Source organism: Ureibacillus acetophenoni (assembly GCF_900220965.1).
Taxonomy (GTDB): Bacteria; Bacillota; Bacilli; order Bacillales_A; family Planococcaceae; genus Ureibacillus; species Ureibacillus acetophenoni.
Window position 1 is genome coordinate 320,524 of the sequence record NZ_OBQC01000003.1, and the last position, 20,826, is coordinate 341,349.

The 20,826-nt window shown below is 34.6% G+C and carries 20 protein-coding genes; 1 reads left to right on the forward strand and 19 read right to left on the reverse strand.

Annotated elements, in window-relative coordinates; translation table 11 throughout:
* Positions 1 to 19 precede the first annotated feature (19 nt).
* The 10 genes from dinG to dapB form a co-directional block, all read right to left on the reverse strand.
* Positions 20 to 2,800: an ATP-dependent DNA helicase DinG gene (dinG, locus tag CRO45_RS06945; protein ID WP_097148925.1), complete on the reverse strand. Its 2,781-nt coding sequence runs from the start codon at positions 2,798 to 2,800 to the stop codon at positions 20 to 22.
* A 554-nt stretch (positions 2,801 to 3,354) separates the two neighbouring features.
* The gene (gene lpdA, locus CRO45_RS06950) at positions 3,355 to 4,704 is read right to left on the reverse strand and encodes a dihydrolipoyl dehydrogenase (protein WP_235864540.1); all 1,350 of its coding nucleotides are present in this window, start codon (positions 4,702 to 4,704) and stop codon (positions 3,355 to 3,357) included.
* Positions 4,705 to 4,816: 112 nt separating this feature from the next.
* On the reverse strand, positions 4,817 to 5,200 hold the full coding sequence (panD, locus tag CRO45_RS06955; RefSeq protein ID WP_097148926.1) for an aspartate 1-decarboxylase: 384 nt from the start codon (positions 5,198 to 5,200) through the stop codon (positions 4,817 to 4,819).
* A 6-nt stretch (positions 5,201 to 5,206) separates the two neighbouring features.
* Positions 5,207 to 6,055: a pantoate--beta-alanine ligase gene (gene panC / locus CRO45_RS06960; protein WP_097148927.1), complete on the reverse strand. Its 849-nt coding sequence runs from the start codon at positions 6,053 to 6,055 to the stop codon at positions 5,207 to 5,209.
* On the reverse strand, positions 6,055 to 6,891 hold the full coding sequence (gene panB, locus CRO45_RS06965) for a 3-methyl-2-oxobutanoate hydroxymethyltransferase (protein ID WP_097148928.1): 837 nt from the start codon (positions 6,889 to 6,891) through the stop codon (positions 6,055 to 6,057). Before panB ends, panC begins: the two co-directional genes overlap by 1 nt.
* Before the next feature lie 245 nt (positions 6,892 to 7,136).
* Complete coding sequence (locus tag CRO45_RS06970) at positions 7,137 to 8,120, reverse strand: biotin--[acetyl-CoA-carboxylase] ligase (RefSeq protein ID WP_097148929.1); 984 nt, start codon at positions 8,118 to 8,120, stop codon at positions 7,137 to 7,139.
* On the reverse strand, positions 8,098 to 9,282 hold the full coding sequence (locus CRO45_RS06975; RefSeq protein WP_097148930.1) for a CCA tRNA nucleotidyltransferase: 1,185 nt from the start codon (positions 9,280 to 9,282) through the stop codon (positions 8,098 to 8,100). Before CRO45_RS06975 ends, CRO45_RS06970 begins: the two co-directional genes overlap by 23 nt.
* The gene (gene bshA / locus CRO45_RS06980) at positions 9,279 to 10,415 is read right to left on the reverse strand and encodes an N-acetyl-alpha-D-glucosaminyl L-malate synthase BshA (RefSeq protein WP_097148931.1); all 1,137 of its coding nucleotides are present in this window, start codon (positions 10,413 to 10,415) and stop codon (positions 9,279 to 9,281) included. The genes CRO45_RS06975 and bshA overlap by 4 nt, the downstream gene beginning before the upstream one ends.
* A gap of 29 nt (positions 10,416 to 10,444) precedes the next feature.
* Positions 10,445 to 10,849, reverse strand: a complete 405-nt coding sequence (mgsA, locus tag CRO45_RS06985; RefSeq protein ID WP_097148932.1) for a methylglyoxal synthase — start codon at positions 10,847 to 10,849, stop codon at positions 10,445 to 10,447.
* Positions 10,850 to 10,949: 100 nt separating this feature from the next.
* Positions 10,950 to 11,747 (reverse strand): 4-hydroxy-tetrahydrodipicolinate reductase, encoded by a 798-nt coding sequence (gene dapB / locus CRO45_RS06990; RefSeq protein WP_097148933.1) that lies wholly within the window; start codon positions 11,745 to 11,747, stop codon positions 10,950 to 10,952.
* 229 nt (positions 11,748 to 11,976) lie between these two features.
* Here dapB and CRO45_RS06995 point away from each other — a divergent pair, with 229 nt between their 5' ends.
* Positions 11,977 to 12,819 carry a YitT family protein gene (locus CRO45_RS06995; protein WP_097148934.1) on the forward strand — a complete coding sequence of 281 codons (843 nt, stop codon included), beginning with the start codon at positions 11,977 to 11,979 and terminating at the stop codon, positions 12,817 to 12,819.
* Between the two features lie 418 nt (positions 12,820 to 13,237).
* Here the strand turns inward: CRO45_RS06995 and CRO45_RS07000 are convergent, their stop codons facing one another.
* From CRO45_RS07000 to aroA, 9 genes are all read right to left on the reverse strand, one after another.
* Entirely contained in the window at positions 13,238 to 13,912 is a 675-nt protein-coding gene (locus tag CRO45_RS07000) for a zinc metallopeptidase (protein WP_097149005.1), read from the reverse strand.
* A 65-nt stretch (positions 13,913 to 13,977) separates the two neighbouring features.
* Positions 13,978 to 14,574, reverse strand: a complete 597-nt coding sequence (lhaT, locus tag CRO45_RS07005) for a lipoprotein heptaprenylglyceryl N-acetyltransferase LhaT (RefSeq protein WP_097148935.1) — start codon at positions 14,572 to 14,574, stop codon at positions 13,978 to 13,980.
* A 172-nt stretch (positions 14,575 to 14,746) separates the two neighbouring features.
* A complete protein-coding gene (locus CRO45_RS07010; protein WP_097148936.1) occupies positions 14,747 to 15,541 on the reverse strand; it encodes a menaquinol-cytochrome c reductase cytochrome b/c subunit in 795 nt (264 codons plus the stop codon).
* Between the two features lie 50 nt (positions 15,542 to 15,591).
* Positions 15,592 to 16,266 carry a menaquinol-cytochrome c reductase cytochrome b subunit gene (qcrB, locus tag CRO45_RS07015; RefSeq protein ID WP_097148937.1) on the reverse strand — a complete coding sequence of 225 codons (675 nt, stop codon included), beginning with the start codon at positions 16,264 to 16,266 and terminating at the stop codon, positions 15,592 to 15,594.
* 21 nt (positions 16,267 to 16,287) lie between these two features.
* Positions 16,288 to 16,791, reverse strand: coding sequence for a QcrA and Rieske domain-containing protein (locus CRO45_RS07020; protein WP_097148938.1), 504 nt, complete (start codon positions 16,789 to 16,791; stop codon positions 16,288 to 16,290).
* Between the two features lie 155 nt (positions 16,792 to 16,946).
* Complete coding sequence (locus CRO45_RS07025) at positions 16,947 to 17,396, reverse strand: YpiF family protein (protein ID WP_097148939.1); 450 nt, start codon at positions 17,394 to 17,396, stop codon at positions 16,947 to 16,949.
* A 173-nt stretch (positions 17,397 to 17,569) separates the two neighbouring features.
* Entirely contained in the window at positions 17,570 to 18,127 is a 558-nt protein-coding gene (locus CRO45_RS07030) for a ReoY family proteolytic degradation factor (protein WP_097148940.1), read from the reverse strand.
* 14 nt (positions 18,128 to 18,141) lie between these two features.
* The gene (locus tag CRO45_RS07035) at positions 18,142 to 19,386 is read right to left on the reverse strand and encodes a tetratricopeptide repeat protein (protein ID WP_097149006.1); all 1,245 of its coding nucleotides are present in this window, start codon (positions 19,384 to 19,386) and stop codon (positions 18,142 to 18,144) included.
* 115 nt (positions 19,387 to 19,501) lie between these two features.
* Complete coding sequence (aroA, locus tag CRO45_RS07040) at positions 19,502 to 20,794, reverse strand: 3-phosphoshikimate 1-carboxyvinyltransferase (protein WP_097148941.1); 1,293 nt, start codon at positions 20,792 to 20,794, stop codon at positions 19,502 to 19,504.
* Between the last annotated feature and the right edge of the window lie 32 nt (positions 20,795 to 20,826).

Genomic DNA, 20,826 nt, shown 5'->3' on the forward strand with positions numbered 1-20,826 from the left:
CCTGCTTTCTTTCCTCATCTTAACTATTATACCAATGTTCTAGTTCTAACACCATATCTTGTAGAGGTAGTTTTTGAATAGAAATTGGTGGTAATGCTTGTATAAATTCTTTACCATAAGATTTTGTCTCAATGCGTCGATCTAATACGATAAATACACCTTTATCAGTCGATGTACGGATTAGTCTTCCAAAACCTTGTTTGAATCGGATGATTGCATCCGGTAGGGATAATTCATTAAAAGCATTGCGACCTTGTTGAGTAAGCTTCAATGATTTTGCTTTAAATGTTGGCTCCTCAGGTGCAGTGAATGGAAGACGCACAATAATTACCGCAGAAAGACTATCACCAGGTACGTCTACCCCTTCCCAAAAACTATTTGTTCCAAATAAAACGGAACGGTTAAACTTTTGGAAGGATTTCAGTAATCTCATTCGACTTCCAGGAGTAACTCCTTGTGCGAATAACATGTATTCCTGTAAAAGTTCACTTTCCTGAATTAGTTCAACTGTTTTTTTCAACATTTCTTGGGATGTAAATAGGACGAAGCTTCGTCCATCAGTAGCACGGACTGTTCTTGTTACAGCTAGTGCAACAGATTCCACATATTCGTTTTGGGAAACACCTTGAATGTCTGGCATATCCGTAACGATAAATCCTTTAGCTCCTCTGTAATAATTTTCTTTTGCTATAAAAGAATGAACTTCCGTTTCCTTACTGATCCCTAATTGGTCAGCTATATATCTTTTATTATTTGGTACCGTCATTGTACCTGAAGTCCAAATAATAGAACTATTATTTCGGACATCATTGAAAAGTCGATGGACTGTGTCCTTTACATCGATTGGTTTTTTATAAATACGTATACTTCCCGGTACATTGCGTTGATCTATTTCTACCCAAGTTGAAAAAAGATCGCTCTGATTTAGAAAAATCTCATCCAATTCATGGGCTTTAATTTTGTATTCTCTGATCCAATACTTCCATTGCTCCACTATAGAAACGTACTGTGCTTCTAATTGTTCCACATCATTTTCAATTTGCGAAATAACCCTTTCAGCTAAATCGACCCACTGTTGAATTTTATTAGGTAATTCCTTCGCTATAGGATCTTTTTCATCTAATAGATTTTTTATAAATGCAACTTGCTTTGTTTCAAATTTATTTTTAGGTGCATGCTTAAAGTTTTTTACTATTCTTTCCATCAATTGATCAAACAACTCAACAATTTGATTAAATACAGTTTCTAACTGATATAAAGCTCTCAGGGAAACATTTTTATGCTTATTTGCAAGTTGTTTCAACATTGTGAATAACTGATCGTCATTAGACAATCCAATTTGTCCAAATGTATATTTCCAATTCGTATAAGTTAATATAGCCTCATCCCGTATTTCTGCAGCTTGGATGAATTGGTGTGCTTCGTCTATGATATATCCACTTACATTTTGGAAAATTGGCACTTTACGATTTAAATCTGCGATGAGCATGGAATGGTTTGTAATAACAATATCAGCATTTTCACTTTCTAGTAGTGCATTATTATAAAAATCAAAAGAAGAGTTTTGATTATTAATTGAATCTGGCCCTTTACGAATTTTATTTAAGAATAGTTTTCCGCCTCCAGATACATTTAGTTCTTCCATATCTCCAGATTCTGTTTTTGTCAGCCAAACAAGTACTTGTAGCATTGTTAGAGTTTCATCGTAGGAAAGGCTTTTAATTTGTGTAATTTGTATGAATCGCTGAATGTCAATATAATGATGCATTCCTTTTAATAAAACTGTATGGACTTTAGATCCAAGCATTTTTTCTATTTTAGGAATTTCATTCATTAATAATTGTTCTAATAAGTGAGACGTATATGTGCTTATACAAACCTTACTATTCGTTTGTTTAGCATAGATAATGGATGGTAATAAATAGCCAATTGTTTTTCCAATACCTGTCGATGCTTCTATAACCATTTCACTTTTTTGATTTAATTGATTCCAAATTAAATCCATCATTTTAAATTGTTCAGGTCGTTGTTCATAGTTTGGAAGTGCATTTTTAAATAATGATACTTTTTCTTCATCTTTCGATGGGTAATTTGTTTTTAAGTCGACTTTAGAATTTAATTTAGAATTTTTATTCCTTAATGCTAAATTATTTAAATACACTATATTCGATGGTTCATTTACTGTTGTTCGTTTTATTTGTAATGCATTAAAGAATAGGTGGGATAAATTCGATTTCAAACGAAATGAATGCTTATGAAGTTGCTCTAAAGTAAGTTGAGGTAAGTTTAATAGTTCTTCCCAACATTTCTTTAAAACTAACGCACATGCAAGAGCATCATCATCTGCTCTATGGGCATTATTTAAAGGAATATTTAAATCGTAGGCTAAATCCCCTAATTTATAGCTTAACGACATAGGGAATAAAATTTTCGCTAATTCAACCGTATCAATTTTATTCCCTCTCCACTTCGGAAGGCCAGCACGCTCAAATTCTGCTTGTAAAAAAGAGAGATCAAAATCAGCGTTATGAGCAACGAAGGTAGCATCTTGTAATAGTTCATAAATCGTATGTGCATGATCCTCGAATGGTAGCGCATCTTTTACGTCATCATCTGTAATATTTGTTAGATCTTGTATATAAAGCGGAATCGATTTTCCTGGATGAATGAAGGTTGTAAACTTTTTTTCAACTGTCCAATCATTCATTATTACAATTGCAATTTGTATCATACGGTCACCATTCATAGGTGAATGACCAGTAGTTTCTAAATCCACAATTGCATATTTTTGACTATCCATTTTTATTTCAACTCTCAATCGCTAAAGTGATACTTCAATCATTGAGGAATTTTACTTTTCAATGATTGATAGTAGAACTAATTGGGTGTTATAGCCCGGTTTACTCCTATTTATAGCATTTAATTTACTTTGTAATTGGAGATAGGAGTTTCCAGACGTTTACACAAGGTTAAATATATTGGAATTTTATCATATGGTATGTAGTAAGGTCATGTATAACCCTTTTTTAGAGTAAAACAAAGAAAAACCTATTTACTTTTTACAAAGTAAATAGGTTTTAAATGTATAAAAAAAAGCAGGGGCTCATCACCCTGCTGTGCAACCAAATTCCGACAAGTCCGTGTCGTTAGCGAATTCGATTGTTGTAAAGTAAAAACTTTACTAGGTTTGGCACCTTCAATCATTATAACTAGATTAAGAACTAATTGCAAGAAGTTTTTTCGGATAGCTGCTAAAGTTGTTTGTGTACCAGGTACACAAACAATTGTGAATATTTAGAATTGTTCAGAAATTGTGTGTGTACCTGGTACTCACACAATTTTATTCATTTGGTATTAGGCATTGATAGCGCGCCAGTAGACTGCTTTTGCGGCATCGCCAATTTGCTCACTTTTTGTTGGATGTGGGAAAATAATTTTTGTTAAATCCGTAGCTTTACCACCAGCGACTTTTGTTGCTAGCATGGAATTTAAAATTTCCGTAGCCCCATCACCTACTACGCAAGCACCTAATATTTCATCGGTTTCTTTTGAAGCAATAAATTTAATAAAACCATCTTTATTCCCTTCCATTAATGCTTTTGGATTATTTGATAAAGGTAACTTTGTAATTATACAATCGTTAGGGTTCACTTCGTTTTCTAATAAACCAAATGTAGCAATTTCAGGTGTTGAATAAACACATCTTGGAATAGTACTATTATCGATCGCTATAGGGTTATTACCTAAAATGACTTCTACAGCCTGTATTCCTTCAGCACTTGCTACATGTGCTAATTGGTAGCCGCCAATAATATCTCCAATTGCATATATATTTGGAATACTTGTTTCAAAATGCTCATTCACTTTTATAAATTTACCGTTCATTTCTAGATTAAGTTCTTCTGCAATTTTAATATTTGGTCTTCTTCCAGTAGCAAAAAGTAAATTTTCATATTGATAATTCCCCCGTGAAGTAACAACTTCATTTTCACGAATTTCTTTAAACTCAAAATCTAAAACTAGTTCTACACCTAGATCTAGTAATCTATTTCGCACAATCGGACGAGCATCAGGTTCTTCAGTCTGAAGAATATCTCTACTATGGTTTAAAATTGTTACTTTCGTACCTAGAGGCGCTAAACTAAATGCCAATTCGACAGCAATGACTCCCCCACCTATAATCGTTAATTGTTTTGGTAGCTCAGTAATATTAAAAATGGTATCTGTCGTGTGGTACTTAGCTGTTTCAATCCCTTTAAATGGTGGCACAAATGGTTTACTGCCTGTAGCGAGAATTATATTGTTAGCATAAAATTGCTCATTATCAACATTTACAATATGATCCTCAGTAACACTTGCTATACCCGTAAAATAAGTGATTGAAGCATTGCTAATGTATCTGTGGATATTTTCTAATAACTTTTCTATAATACCGTCTTTTCTTTGCGATAATTTCTCAAAGTCTAGTTCAATAGATGGAACATTAATGCCCCATTCCTTACCTTGGTTTATTTTTTGGACAAGTTTACTATGTTCAATCATTATTTTCGAAGGAATACAACCTAAGTTAAAACAAGCTCCACCAACTTTTCCTTTTTCAACTAACGCTACTTTCAGTCCACTTTTCGCTGCATGGATTGCTGCAACATAACCTCCGGCACCCGCACCAATAACCGCTAAATCAAATCGTTTAATACTTATCACCTCACCTTTACATTATGATTTCCAAAGTGTGGAAATCAGTTAAGTTGAAAACTTTTTCAAAAGAAAAAAAGAGGATGGGCTTAAAGCTCATCCTCTCATTATACTTATTTAATTATAGTACCGTTGCTTCTGGTTCATAACTAATCATTTCTTTTATCGTGTTGTTTTCTCCCATAATAGCTACAGATGGTTTGTGGTCAGCAGCTTCCTCATTGTTAACATATACATACGAAATAATAATAACGATATCGCCTTTTTGAACGAGTCTAGCTGCTGCCCCATTTACGCAGATTACACCGCTACCTCGTTCTCCAGCAATAATATATGTTTCAAAACGTGCACCATTGTTATTATTCACAACATGTACTTTCTCATTTGGCAACATACCTACAGCATCCAAAATATCTTGGTCAATTGTAATCGAACCAACATAATTTAAATCTGCTTGTGTTACTGTTGCGCGATGGATCTTGCTGTTCATCATCATTCTAAACATGTTGTATTACCCCTTTGTGTGAAAAATAATATTATCAATTAATCTAGTTTTTCCAATATATACAGCTGTTGCTAATAGAAAATGATTTGTTTCATCAGCTACTGGTTTTAAATCTGGATAAGATAGAAACTCTAAATAATCAATTTTACCTGATGTCTTTGTCTCTATATGTTTTGTAGCAAGTTCAATTGCCTTACTAACATCGTTATTTGCTAGAAATTCTTCCTTCGCAATTTGAAGTGATTCATAAATTGCTGGCGCTTCTTTTCTTTCCTGTTCTGTTAAATAAACATTTCTTGAAGATTTAGCTAAGCCATCCTCTTCTCTTACAATCGGAACAGTACGTATTTCAAGTGGGAAGTTGTAATCTCTCACCATTGTTTGAACAATAGCCACTTGCTGAGCATCTTTTTGTCCGAAGTATGCTCGATCAGGTTCAAATAAGTGGAATAGTTTAGAAACGACTTGAAGAACACCATCAAAATGACCTTGTCTTGACGCTCCACATAAAATTTTTGATTGTCTTCCAGCACGAATATATATTCCACCATCAGTCGGGTACATTTCTTCTACTGTTGGTGCAAATAAAACATCTACTCCGACAGATTTGGCAAGTTTACAGTCACGCTCTAAATCCCTAGGGTAAGATTTAAAATCTTCATTTGGCCCGAATTGTGTTGGATTAACAAAAATACTCATCATCACAACATCATTTTCCTGTCTAGCTGTGTTTGCTAAAGTTAAATGACCTTCATGTAAAAAGCCCATCGTTGGTACTAATCCTATCGTTTTACCTGCTACTTTTGCTTTTTGAACTCGTTCTTTTAATTCTGCTATAGTTTTAACGACTTCCATTATTTTTTGCCCCCATATACTTGAGCTAGCTGTTCTTCTTTCATAGTAAAACTTTGGGCAAGAGTCGGGAATGAACCATCACGTACAGCAGTTGTGTATCCGTTTACACCACGTAAAATTTCTTCTCCCACAAAAGCAAAGCTCTCAGCGAATTTCGGAATATGGTGACTACCATATTTTAATAAATCATGGAACACTAACACTTGACCGTCAGCTTCTGGACCAGCACCTATACCGATTGTTGGAATAACCAATTCGTTAGTAACTACTTCAGTCAATTGATGTGGAATACATTCTAATACAACAGCACAAGCACCAGCTTCTTCACACTTCTTTGCATCTTCAAGTAACATTGCAGCTTGCTCTGCTGATTTACCTTGCACTTTATAACCACCAAGCACTCCAACTGATTGTGGAGTAAGACCTAAATGTGCTACTACCGGAATACCAGCATTCGTTAACTTTTTAATGACTTCAATTACTTCGCCAGCGCCTTCAACTTTTAAAGCATCAGCACCGGTTTCTTGCATCATTCTTACAGCAATTTTTAACGTCTCGTTTAGATCACCATGATAAGAACCAAATGGCATATCTACAACAATGAATGTATCTTTTGCACCTCGACGAACTGCTTTCGCATGATGGATCATATCTTCTACCGTTACTAGAACAGTAGAATCATAACCAAGAACGACCATCCCCAATGAATCACCGACTAAAATCATATCAACAGAAGACTCTTCACAAAATTTTGCCGCTGGATAATCGTAGGCAGTAATCATAACAATTTTTTCATTTTTTTCTTTCATTTTTAAAAAATCACTCGTCGTTTTCATTCTGTTCCTCCCCTTTGTAAGAAGAAAACATAAAGAAACCCTTCTGTTTTTTGGACAGAAGGGTTGCGTTGTTTAAAAATGAATTGATAACGCGTCGTTTTCTTCCGTCCTTGTCATTAATAGATCAAGGCAGATTTTTTTATAGTAGTTTGCTTACAGGTACAGTTTAAAATTAATCGATACTGTCCATTGCTACTATAACAGTTTTTGAAGAAAACGTACAGTATTTATAGATTCATATTTAGCTATTCAATTTCTATATCAGCAGAATAAATCCGTTTAATTTCACCATCATCTATTCTTACTTCTAAGACACCATCTTCTGTAATTCCAATAGCGGTGCCTTCTACAACTTCTCGCAATGTTGTTGCCTTAATCTTTTTACCGATTGTTCCAGAAAATTCTTCCCATAATGTTTTTATAGGTTCAAACCCATGATCTAAATAAATATCAGAATATTTTTCTAAATAGTGTAATATCTTTGCAATTAGCTCTGCTCTGTCTAATTGATTATTCGCTTCAATTGATAAAGAGGTTGCAATATTTTTTAGTTCATCAGGAAAATCTTCTAATTCTTGGTTAACGTTTATGCCAATTCCAATAAGTAAAGCTTGAACCCCATCCATTTCTGCAATCATTTCAGTCAAAATACCAGTACACTTTTTCCCATTCAATAAGATGTCATTAGGCCATTTAATTTCTGGTTGAATCGATTCATACAGCGACCTGATAGCATTTACAACTGCAACAGCAGCAATTAACGTAAATTGAGGCGCTTGGTGAGGTAAAATATTTGGACGAATAATTATAGTCATCCATATCCCTTTACCCTTCGTAGATTCCCAAGGTCTTGCCATTCTACCTTTACCTGCAGTTTGGGTCTCTGCCACGACCACTGTCCCATCTTCTGCACCATTTCTAACTAATTCATGGGCAATAGTTTGAGTAGAAGTGACTTCATCATAATAATGAACGTGATGCCCTAAACGTGTAGTTGTTAAATATGATGAAATTCTAGCAGGATCAACTCGGTCTGGTTTTGACGTAAGGAGATACCCTTTTTTCTTTATCGTTTCAAAAGTATATCCTTCATCCTGAAGAGTTTGTAGATGTTTCCAAATTGCTGTTCGTGAAATTCCAAACTCATCTGCGAGTTGCTGTCCAGATAGTGGTTCATTGTCAGCTTTTAGAAACCGACTAAGCAATTCATCTTTCGTCGTTAAATTCATGTAAAAACCATTCCTTCAGATGATCTTCATCATTTTTTATTTGTTTTTTTAGTACAGCAAGTAACGCGGCATCGAGAACAACTTTTAACCAAGGACCACCTTTCTTACCAGTCCATTCCTTTAAGTGGTTGCCATTAATAGCTAATTGAGCCATAGATTGTATTGGTAGAGTTGATTTTACTAGTGCAATATGTTCCTTCTTAAATGGAACTTTAACTTTTTGCCAAATCGCAAAGTCATAGGCTACCTCTAAAGTGACTATATCATATTGAAAATAATCTAATTCATTCCACCGATCTAACAGTGACTGATAAGCATTTAGCACATTACGAATGAAATTCTTTTCTTTGTTTGATAGTTTGTAAAAGTTAATAATGTCACTTAATTTTAATCTATTTAATAAACTTAAATAAGCCCAACCAACTTCCGAACTTGAAGTTGTAAAATATCTCCAGTCATCTAAATACTTTTTAAAGTCCCCTTCAAGATAAGTAGCTAAATTGCTCTCAATTAATGTTTTAACCCCATCATATACCTTATTTGAAGTCCACATCTTCGAAAGTTCCGAATGAATCCGTTCTTTTGCGATAAATTCAATAAGATCACTATCTTGGATTATGGCATTTAATGTTTTATGTTCAATGGAAAATCCTAATTGAGCACTAAAACGTACTGCTCGAAGCATACGAAGAGCATCTTCTCGAAACCTTGTATTTGGATCTCCAACTGCTCGAATTAATTGATTTTTGATGTCTTCTCTACCACCAAATAGATCAATTAATTCACCAGTTTTTGTCATTGCCATTGCGTTAATTGTAAAATCTCGTCGTTCTAAATCTTTTTCTAAACTTTTTACGAATGTTACTTGTTCAGGTCGTCTAAAATCGACATAAACACCCTCAGTTCGATAGGTTGTAACTTCAATGGGTTGACCTTCATCCAAAACTAGAACAGTACCATGGGCAATTCCAACATCTACAGTAGAGTGGAATATTTTCTTTATCTCTTCTGGCATTGCGCTCGTTGCAACATCCACATCATTTACATCTTTTTCTAGTAAGAAGTCTCTTACAGCGCCACCGACAATTACTGCCTCGTAGCCTGCATTTTCTATTTTTTCAATCACACGAATCGCAGCGTCCCAATCTTTCGTGTGCATCATACGCTTAGTACCGCCAAACGTTCGTATAATTGCTCGTATTGATCAATAATTTTTTGTGAATTAAATTTCACTTTTGAAGCATCAATTGCAGCTTCTCTAAAACGAATTAGTTTTTCTTCATCCGTTAATAATTCAAGTGCATATTGAGAGCAAGCGTCAATATCCCCTATATCTATTAAGTATCCGTTTACACCATGTTCAATCACTTCTGGAATACCACCTGTATTTGTTCCGATTCCAGGTACTCCACATGCCATCGCTTCAAGTAAAACTAAACCAAATGATTCTTTTTCGGATAGTAAAAGCATTAAATCACTAATTGCAAATAATTCTTCTACATTTTCCTGTTTACCTAGGAATAAAATATCCTGTTTAAATTCCGTTTCTTTAGCAAGTTCCATTACTCGCTGTCTCTCAGGTCCATCACCTACAAGAAGGAGTTTGGCAGGTATTTGTTCTCTAATTTTCACAAAGGAATTTACGATATCTGGTAAATTCTTTATTTTTCGGAAGTTCGATGCATGAATAATAACACGTTCGTCTTCACGAATTCCAAATTGCTCTTTTAAATTTCCAACGTCAATTGGTCGAAATACTGCATCATCCACAAAATTATAAATCGTTTCAATTTCTTTCGTTGTTTCAATTAATTCATACGTTTGTTCTTTTAAAGAATTAGAGACTGCTGTAACAATATCTGACTTATCTATACCGTATTTTATTGCTTTTGTAAGTGTAGAATCCTGACCAAGTACTGAAATGTCCGTACCATGTAAAGTTGTGACAATACCAACTTTTTCTCCCGACATTTCTCTGGCTAACACTGCACATATAGCATGTGGAATAGCATAATGAACATGAATTACATCTAACTTTACTTCTTTAATAACATCAGCCATTTTACTAGCTAGCGCTATATCGTATGGTGGGTATTGAAATACAGAATAACTATTTACTTCAACTTCGTGGAAAAATACGTTCGGATATATTTTGTTCAGTCTAAATGGTACACTTGATGTAATAAAATGGATTTCATGTCCCCGTTCAGCAAGCATTTTACCAAGCTCCGTTGCGATCACTCCTGACCCACCAACAGTTGGATAACATGTGATTCCAATTTTCAATTTTTTCATCCGACGATTCATCCTCTCTTACCAATATTTTATTGTCTACGCTCTTCAATTAGACGCCAATCGACAAAACCTTCTTGTAATCCTTTTAATAGAATTTCTGCAGTTCCCATATTTGTTGCTAATGGAATATGGTACACATCACATAGGCGGACAAGCGCTGTTACATCTGGTTCATGAGGTTGAGCTGATAATGGATCACGGAAAAATATCACCATATCCATATCATTGTTCGCAATCATTGCACCAATCTGCTGGTCTCCTCCCAGTGGACCTGAGCGGAACCTTGTAATTGAAAGACCCACTTCATCTATAATTCTTTGTCCAGTTGTACCTGTAGCAAAAAGTTCGTGTTCTTTTAATATTTCTTTATATGCAATAGCAAATTCAACAAGACTATCCTTTTTTCGATCATGGGCAATTAATGCAATTTTCATCTTCTTCATTCCATTCTATATCAATTACGTAATTAATTTCGTTCTCGAATTTTACAATTGATTTACAAAAAATACTGCATATTAGATACTGCATTTTTAATTAAATTAAATTCTCAAGGCCATAAACTAAATTTTCTATTGTCATAACCGCTTCTACGCAATATAATACGCCACCCATAAATGATTCACGATTATATGAATCGTGTCGAATTGTAAGAAGTTGTCCATCTCCACCAAATAATACTTCTTGGTGTGCTACTAAACCAGGAAGTCGAACTGAATGAATACGCATTCCTTCAAACTCCGCTCCTCGAGCTCCATCAATCGTTTCTTTTTCATTTGGATGTCCTTGTTTTCTTTCACTTCTAACTTCTGCAATTAGTTGTGCAGTTTTAAGTCCTGTTCCAGATGGTGCGTCTAGTTTACGATCATGATGTAGTTCAATAATTTCAACATCAGGTAAATATTTTGCAGCTTCTTTTGCGAACTTCATCATTAAAATTGCACCAATAGCGAAGTTCGGGGCAATAATACAACCAACTTTACTATTTTCCGCAAGAGTTTTTAATTCATTTAACTGCTCGTCAGTAAAGCCTGTTGTTCCAACTACTGGTCGCACATTATGTAAAAGCGCTACTTTTGTATGTTCATATACAGATTGTGGATTTGTTAAATCAATTAATACATCCGGTTTAGTATCTTCTATAAGTTGAGTAAGATTAGTAAAAATTGGTACATTTAAATTTGGTGAAAACATTTCAAGTTCCGCTAAACTATCACCAACATGTTTATAATCCAGTGCTGCGACCAGCTCCATGCCCTCTTTTTTCGTCACTGCTTTTACAGCTTCTGATCCCATTCTTCCTCTTGCACCTGCTATTGCTACTCGTATCGTCATTGTAAATCGTCCCTTCATGTAAAGCAATTAATCAATTATTTGGTCAGTCTATTTTTCGACCTTTTTGTAAATGTTAAAAGTGTTAAGTAGTCATTATCAAATAGAATGAAGTAAATCTTTCTTATAACATCGTATATAATTTGGCATACTGTTGTCAAAAGAAGAAAAATAAAACATAATTATGTTGATTGTGAAAGATTTTTGTAGTTCCAAAAAGTGAGGGCAAAATATGAAATATGTAAAAGAAATCGTTGGAATACTATTAGGTGCTGCAATATTTAGTTTCGGATTTGTCCATTTTAATATGCAAAATGGACTTGGTGAAGGTGGATTTAGTGGAATCACTTTAATACTTTATTTTACCCTTAATTGGGACCCAGCATTAATGAACCTTCTATTAAATATTCCAATGTTTATTTTAGGATGGCGATTACTAGGACGCAAACAGTTTGTTTATACATTGATCGGTACTTTTGCAGTTTCTATATTTTTAAAAATCGCTCAATTTTATGAAATCGATATGAATTTACAAAATGATTTGTTTTTAGCATCCCTATTTGCAGGGGTATTTGTTGGTGTAGGTTTAGGAATTATATTCCGTTGCGGAGGAACTACAGGTGGGGTTGATATTATTGCTCGACTTGTCCAAAAGTTCTTTGGTTGGAGTATGGGTAAGACAATGTTTACATTCGATGCATTCGTTTTAGTTGCATCCTTACTAACATTCTTAGATGGACGTTCAATGATGTATACTCTTGTTGCTGTTTATTTAGGGGCTCGTGTGATTGATATGGTACAAGAAGGTGCATATTCAGCAAAAGCAGCACTTATTATATCAAACAATCCAAATGAAATAGCAGATTATATAACAAATGAAATGGAACGAGGATTAACCGTCTTTCACGGATATGGACATTTTACAAAACAATCAAAAGACGTATTATATTGTATCGTTGCTCGAAATGAAATCGTACGATTAAAATCAGCGATTCGAAGAATTGACCCAAATGCTTTCGTTTCCATCATAGATGTGAAAGATGTAACCGGGGAAGGATTTAGAATTGAAAGCTAACATGAAAAGGGGCTTGGCATTATTTAAAGTCAAGCCCTTTTATTTTTGAGGAAATTTTAAGAAAATCATTGATTACTTATTCTAAATGGTTCGTATACTTCTTTCACCATATATGGTTCTAAAATTTGATATGATAACGTGACTGAATATATTACTAAGCAAATAAGAACGATCAGTGTGAGAATTCCAAACAAAAATAACTTCCCATAGTCTAAGTTCATTTGCATCTCTCCTTTCAGATTCACTTTCGAAAGCGGTTTCAACCGCTCACTTAACATATCTTATTAATGAAAATGACTGAATATTAAACGGAGTACTATTTTAATGGAATTTTATTTTTATTTATGCTAATAAAAAATAAGAAAAGACCAAATCGAACCCCCGATTTGGTCTTTAAATTCAAATATAATTCTCTCAATTAGTCATCAGATCTCATATTTGTATAAATTAAGATTAAACGAAGTAACTCTAATACAGCTACTGCTGCTGCGGCAACATATGTCATTGCAGCTGCACTTAAAACTTTTTTAGCACTTCTTTCCTCGCTGTTGTTAATAATTCCTAATGATACTACTTCGTTCATTGCCCGTTTTGAGGCATCAAATTCAACAGGAAGCGTAACGATTTGGAATAATACTCCAGCTGCTAATAATACAATCCCTAATAATAAAAAACCAGATGCTTGAGCAAAAATACCGATTAATACAAAAATCCAAGATGCATTGGAAGAAATATTTGCAACAGGTACTAATTTAGAGCGTAATGTTAAGAATGAATATGCTTCTTTATGTTGGATTGCATGTCCAACTTCGTGAGCTGCTACCGCTGTACCAGCAAGAGAAGAATTATAGTAGTTATCTTCTGATAATGCTACCGTTTTAGTCATTGGATTATAATGGTCAGATAAAACACCTTGAGTCGGTACAACACGTACATCATATAAACCGTGTTGATCTAAAATCATTCGTGCTACTTGCGCACCTGTCATTCCTTTTTCTGCAGGTACTCTTGAGAACTTCTTATATGTGCTTTTTACTTTTAATTGTGCATAAATTGGTAAAAGCAAGATGACCAGAAAGTAAATTATAAACATTCCTCCAGGCAATTCTCTCTCCCTTTCTACTTTTAGAATTACTATAATATAATTTTAATAATTATTTATTGTTTATGCAAATATTCTTTCCTATTATGTGCAAAATAAGCGATGGCAATACATACAATCGATAGCCAAAATGTAAAATAACCTATATGATTTGGATATTTTGCAACAACATGGTAATACGGATATTGTCCATATACATAGTCAATTACATCATTATGCAATGTCCAAATAGCTGCAATGATTACGTGGAAATATGTAAATCTATATTTTCCTATATAAATAATCGCTTCTAGTGCCATCATGAAATGAGAAATTACTAACATCCATGCTAATGGTTCTAGATAGCCATTTTCATACAGAGTTAACAAATTCATAACAACAGCCCATATTCCATATTTCACTAATGTAACAAGTGCTAATGCTTCTATTAATTTAAAATTTTTCCCTAATAGCCAACCAATAATAGCAAGGGAGAAAAATAAGCTTGCAGTGGGGCTATCTGGTACAAAAATGAGAAACTGTGGCTCTGTCTTTTCCAATTGCGAGCCATACCAAATGTAGCCGTAGATCGTACCTGCAACATTTACAATTAATAATAGAGTTAGAAAAGATTTGTGTGTTAACAAGTACCACAACTGCATTAACAATCTCATAGAAAGCCTCCTAAATAGTTTGTCATATGTTAAATAATTTATGAATATATGTATATAAAGCAATTTTATTTCATATATATTTTACAAAATATTGAACAAATATGTATAGTAATGTCATTTAAATTAAAATGAAAGAGAGTCAGTTTCCCGACTCTCTTTATAGACTAAACTATTATTCTGCTTCTTTCAAACTTGCGATGAACTCAGCTAATTGTTGAAGTTCTTCGTCAGTACCTTGGAAAGCACCTGCTGGCATTCCGCCGCGTCCGTTAACAATAACTTCTGCAACCTCTTCAGCAGTTAATTCGTTACCTAATAACATAGGACCACCAGCACCTGCTAAGTCACCACCGTGACAACCTACACATGATGCTTGTGCTTGATAAATTTCATAACCTGGTGCAGTTTCATCAATCTCTACATCAGGTAATAATCCTAAATGTTTGTCAGTAATAGCACCTTGAGCTTTAGCAGCTTCCCAGTCGTGGTTAACTACTGATTCCCAAGTTAAATAGAACATAGCAGCTACTGCTAATACCATTAAAGCAGTAGGAATTGGTCTTTTTGATGGACGACGTTCTGGTCCCTTATCAAGGAATGGCATTAAGATTAAAGCACCTATTGCTAATCCTGGAATAATAATTGCTCCAATGATGTTGTAAGGACCTGAAGCGTAAGTGTATTTTAATAATTGGTACAAGAATAAGAAGTACCAGTCTGGTAATGGAATATATGATGCATTTGTTGGGTCTGCTGGACCTTCAAGTGGTGATGGGTGCGCAACAGTTAACAAAAGATACCCGATTAAGAAAACAGCACCAACCATCCATTCTTTTAATAAGAAGTCTGGCCAGAAAGCTTCTGTTTTACCAGGATATTCGGAATAATCTTTTGGTTGGTTTACCATACGACCGTTCGCTTTTACACGAGAATCACCAACGAATTTCATTCCTTTTCCGCGTTGCATAGTGTCCCCTCCTTAAGTCAAAAGTGAAATCATAAAAACATTTGTTTGGATCATAGTGGTCCTGAAATACCTTGACGTCGAATCATGATAAAGTGTGCTGCAAGTAAAGCAAATAGTGCAGCAGGTAAGAAGAATACATGAATTGCAAAGAAACGAGTTAACGTTTGAGCACCGATAATTTCAGCATCACCTGCTAATAAGATCTTAATAAGATCTCCTAAGAACGGTACAGAACCTGCAATTTCAAGACCTACTTTCGTTGCAAACAACGCTTTCATGTCCCAAGGAAGTAAATATCCTGTGAAACCTAAGCCTAACATTACACAGAAAATTAAAACGCCTACAATCCAGTTTAGTTCACGAGGTTTCTTATACGAACCTGTGAAGAATACACGAAGCGTATGTAAGAACATCATTACGATAACTAATGAAGCTCCCCAGTGGTGCATACCGCGAACAATTTCACCGAAAGCAACTTCGTTTTGTAAATAATAAACTGATTTCCATGCATTCTCAACGTCTGGCACGTAATACATTGTTAAGAACATACCTGATAAGATCTGAATAACAGTAACAAAGAATGTTAGTCCACCGAAACAGTATACGAATGCTGAAAAGTGATGTGCAGGGTTAACGTGCTCTGGCACTTCGTGGTCGGCAATATCACGCCAAATAGGAGTAATATCTAAACGCTCATCGACCCAATCATAAATTTTGTTTAGCACAATTGTCTACCCCCTAACTAATTAAACTAAAGTATTTGCGATTTTTTTCCCAAGCATTAAAAAACCATCTTTTTCGGAAACTTCATACTCGTCTAATGGACCTAATGGTGGTGTACCAGGTATGTTTTTACCTGTTTTTTCATAACGTCCAGCGTGACAAGCACAGAAGAATTGATTTGGGTGAGCTGAATCACCATTCCAGTTAACAGTACAGCCTAAGTGTTTACATACTGGCGAAAGTGCAATAATTCTATCGCCATCCTTATAAACCCATGCAGCCTCTGTAACGTCAGATTTGTACCAAGCATCAACTTGTTCAAATGTGAAATCTACTTTTATTGGTTCTTCAGTAATATCAGCAATTTTAGTGCTAGTTTGTACAAAATCACCTTCTGCTTTCACTTGAAGAGCTGGATCTATTGCAAAACGCAACATTGGCATTAAAACTCCAGCCGCCATAAATCCACCAACACCTGTTAATGTGTAGTTTAGAAATTGACGTCTCGTAACTCGATTGTTACTCATCCTTTTCCCCCCTCTAACTAAAAGGTCAGTCCAACGGACATACTTTTACAAATAATAAAACTAGGACATATCTATGATATATCAATAAAATAGGTAGGTCAATATTGCATTCTCTTTCATTTGGAAAGATTGTGAACATTTAATGAAACTAATTTCTAATTTTGAGACCATTTGGAAGATAATATAGGAATTACCTGTTTCAGTTGATCTTCTAATATTGTCTTCTTCACAGTTTGATCCATCGACTCTAGTGGAATTGATGGTAACCATATGACATCGATTTTTTCCTTAAGGCTTGTCCAACTATGATCGCAAGTTATAAATAGAACATGTTTAAATCCAGCATTCCGAAACTCTTCTTGAATGTCTAATGGAGAAATAGACTCTTTAAATTGTTCAATATACGTAAATGGTGGCATTAACATGATTCGACCCTTAAACTGTTGTTCTATAAATGCAGTTAATGACATTAAATATTGTGTTGCTGAACTGGATTGTTTAATCATGTCTTCTTTAAGATTTACAGATAGTAAGGGAATTATAACTGTATCTATAAAATCTTTTTGAGATTGGAACTGTGTAACATCTTGAACATTATAATACATTGATATTCCTCCAATAATCGATTTTTTTAGTATCGGAAACTAATTTTGTTCTCAAACATATATAAAACAAAAATATAAAGAACGTTTAATTCATAGATATAAATCTGTTTGTGAAATATTGAGCATTTAACTTCATTGTAAAACAGCAGGGAAACCCCCCACTGTTTTTACAATCAACGATTTTTTGATGTTTGTTTTAACTCTTGTAATAAGTTGGAAAGCTCATAGAACTTTTCTTTATCGCCTTCATCTAATGCTTCATCAATTTCCTTCATCAACTTCTCTTCTTGAAAAGCTAACATACTACTATTTAATAATTCTTCCGCAATTACTCTGTCTTTTTCGCTAATATGAAGAAACTTTGGCATATACGGATTTTCCTCTAACACAGCTAAATATTGTTGACTAGGTGGTACATTAGGGAAATTCAACTGGATATACATACTTTCATTTGGATGTAAACGGAGATCATGAAACGACTTTTCGGCATCACTTGTCATAATATTTCCTTTATAAAACCTAAACGGTACTCCACTTGAATCAACACTAGACATGACAATCGCTCGGGGGCAATAATGTGCCTCTTCTACAAAGTGAATATTTTCAAGCAAATTATCGTTACTCAGTAGATAGTTCAATATCCAGACACACTCTCTACGCTTTAACTGGAAATTCTTAAGAAACCACCTGACAAATGCTTTTTTGTCGACGAGCGGAACGGAAGAAGTCATTCGCTTTCCCTCCTTTAATCAAGACTATCTAGTAAATCAACCCAATGTTCTTCTGAAGGCTCCAGGACAATTAATTGGTTAACAATTTCACGGGCTTCCTGTCTTTTTCCATCTTCTATCAAGAAATAACAATATTTTTCTAAAAACGACGAATCATCTTTAAATTCATTATATGCTAGTTGATAAATTTCGTATGCACGTTTAAACTGTTCAACCTCTACATATGCATTTGCCACATTTGGTAGGATAGTACTAATTTGATAATTGTTCCGTTGCAGTTCTTCATATAGATCAATGATTTCCTCATAGCTTTCTTCATGAGCATAAATCGACATTAATACTACAATTGCATCTATATATTCAGGGTCAAGGGCAATTGCTTCTTGTAAATAATTAATTGCTTCATTTGGCAAACCATTTTTTAGTGCCATTTTCCCAGCAAATAAATAAAAGGATTTTTCGTATTCATCCCGTTTAATGCCCTCTTGAATTACAGCATATGCTTTTCTGTTGTCTTCTATCATTGCATAACTTTCAGCTAATAATAAATACGCACTAAAGTAATCTGGATCTAATTCTTTTAAATCTTCCAGCTGCTTAGTTGCCAACTCATATTTCTGCGACTGGAATGCCGCATATCCTGATCCAAAAAGTAAATCTGGAGTCACTTTTTCTTCAAGGGCTTCCATGTAAAAGTCTAAAGCTGTTTCAAATGCTCCTCCAGAACGGTATACTTCTGCAAGCCTTTCAGCTAATAATACCCCTGCTATTGTTTTTTCTTTTTCGTGTAGTTCTTCATAGATTCGTGCAGATTCAGTAAAACGACCAGTTTCAAATAATATTTCAGCTTTTGCAAACTGTAATAATGGTTCGTGAGGAAGAATTTCCATCGCTTCATTAATACGAGCTTCTGCTACTTCATATAAACCTTGCATTTGGTAATAATCTGCTAACAATAATAGACTTTGTGGATATTCAGGTGCTTCAGGTTGAATACTCATTAATAACTCTAACGCTTCATCTTCATCACCTAATTCGATTAAAACTGAAGCTTTGTCAATTGAAATTTGCGCTTCTTCAGGAAATAAAAATTGTAAATGTTCTAGTACTCTATTTGCTTCTTGCAAGTATCCATATTGCATGAATAATTCAGCAATTTCATATTGTTGTTCAGGAGATTCGTTTAGCAAAAAGTTATCAATAAATGTATCCATTTTCTTTAAGTCGCCATTTTGTATGGCTTCAATCATTTCATTCATTTGGTTTGTCAATTTATTCACCTAATCTCTTTATTATCAACCTTATGCTACATGAGAATTACTAAACAATACAAGAAAAAACTCTCCCACAAAAAGGAGAGTTACTTCACTATTATTAATGAACAAGTGCATTCACATGTTCAAAAAATGTTGGATAAGATACAGCGATACAATCAGCATCGTCAAGTTCAACTGGTGTATCTGTTATTAGAGCAGCAACTGCAGCCGTCATACCTATACGATGGTCTCCGTAAGATTTCAATTGACCACCATGTAGTTTAGTAGGACCTTCAATGATCATTCCATCTTCAGTAGCTTCTATGTTTGCACCTAATTTTTGTAATTCTGTTACTACAGCAACGATGCGGTCAGTTTCTTTAACTTTAAGTTCCTCTGCATTTCGAATAATTGTTTTACCTTTTGCTTGTGTCGCAAGTAATGCGATGATTGGGATTTCATCTATTAAACGTGGAATAATATCCCCTTCAATTGTTGTTCCTTCTAATTGAGAAGATTGAATAGTAATTGTAGCAGTCGGTTCTGCTGCATTTTCGTCCTCAATTTGCACTGATATTTGCGCACCCATCTTTTCAAGTACATCAATAATACCTGAACGAGTTGGATTTACGCCGACATTTTGTAATGTAATTTCACTATTCGGAACAATCGCACCTGCAACTAAAAAGAATGCTGCTGAGGATACATCTCCAGGAACATTTACATGTGTCCCTGTTAACTTTTGTCCACCTTCGATTGAAACGACACCATTATCAACGGTTACACTTCCACCGAATTGTTTTAACATTCGTTCAGTGTGATCCCTTGAAACTTCTTTTTCTCGGACAATCGTTGTACCTTCTGCTTGTAACCCAGCAAGTAAAATAGCTGATTTCACTTGGGCACTAGCAACAGGCATCGTATAATCAATTGCTTTAAGTTGTGTCCCTTGAATAGCAAGAGGGGTATATTGACCATTGTCTCTACCTGCAATTTGAGCACCCATTAACCTTAATGGGTCTGCAACTCGACGCATTGGACGTTTTCCGATTGAATCATCACCAGTCATTACTGTATGTAATGTTGTTCCTGCTAATATACCTAACATTAATCTTGTTGTTGTACCAGAATTACCGGTATAAAGAACTTCTTTCGGCTCTTTCCATTCATGAATGCCAGAACTATTAATCGTAACATTTGTGCCCTCTACATCAATTTCAACACCTAATTTTCGGAAACAATCAATTGTACTTAAACAATCTTCTCCAAGTAAAAAGCCACTTACAGTTGTTTTACCTTTTGCGATTGCTCCAAACATAATCGAGCGATGTGATATGGATTTATCGCCTGGCACTTCGATTGTGCCTTGCAACCTAACGTTTGGGTAATCAAGTATTTTAGAATGAGGCATTGGCGATGACTCCTTTCAAATTTGAAGAACTA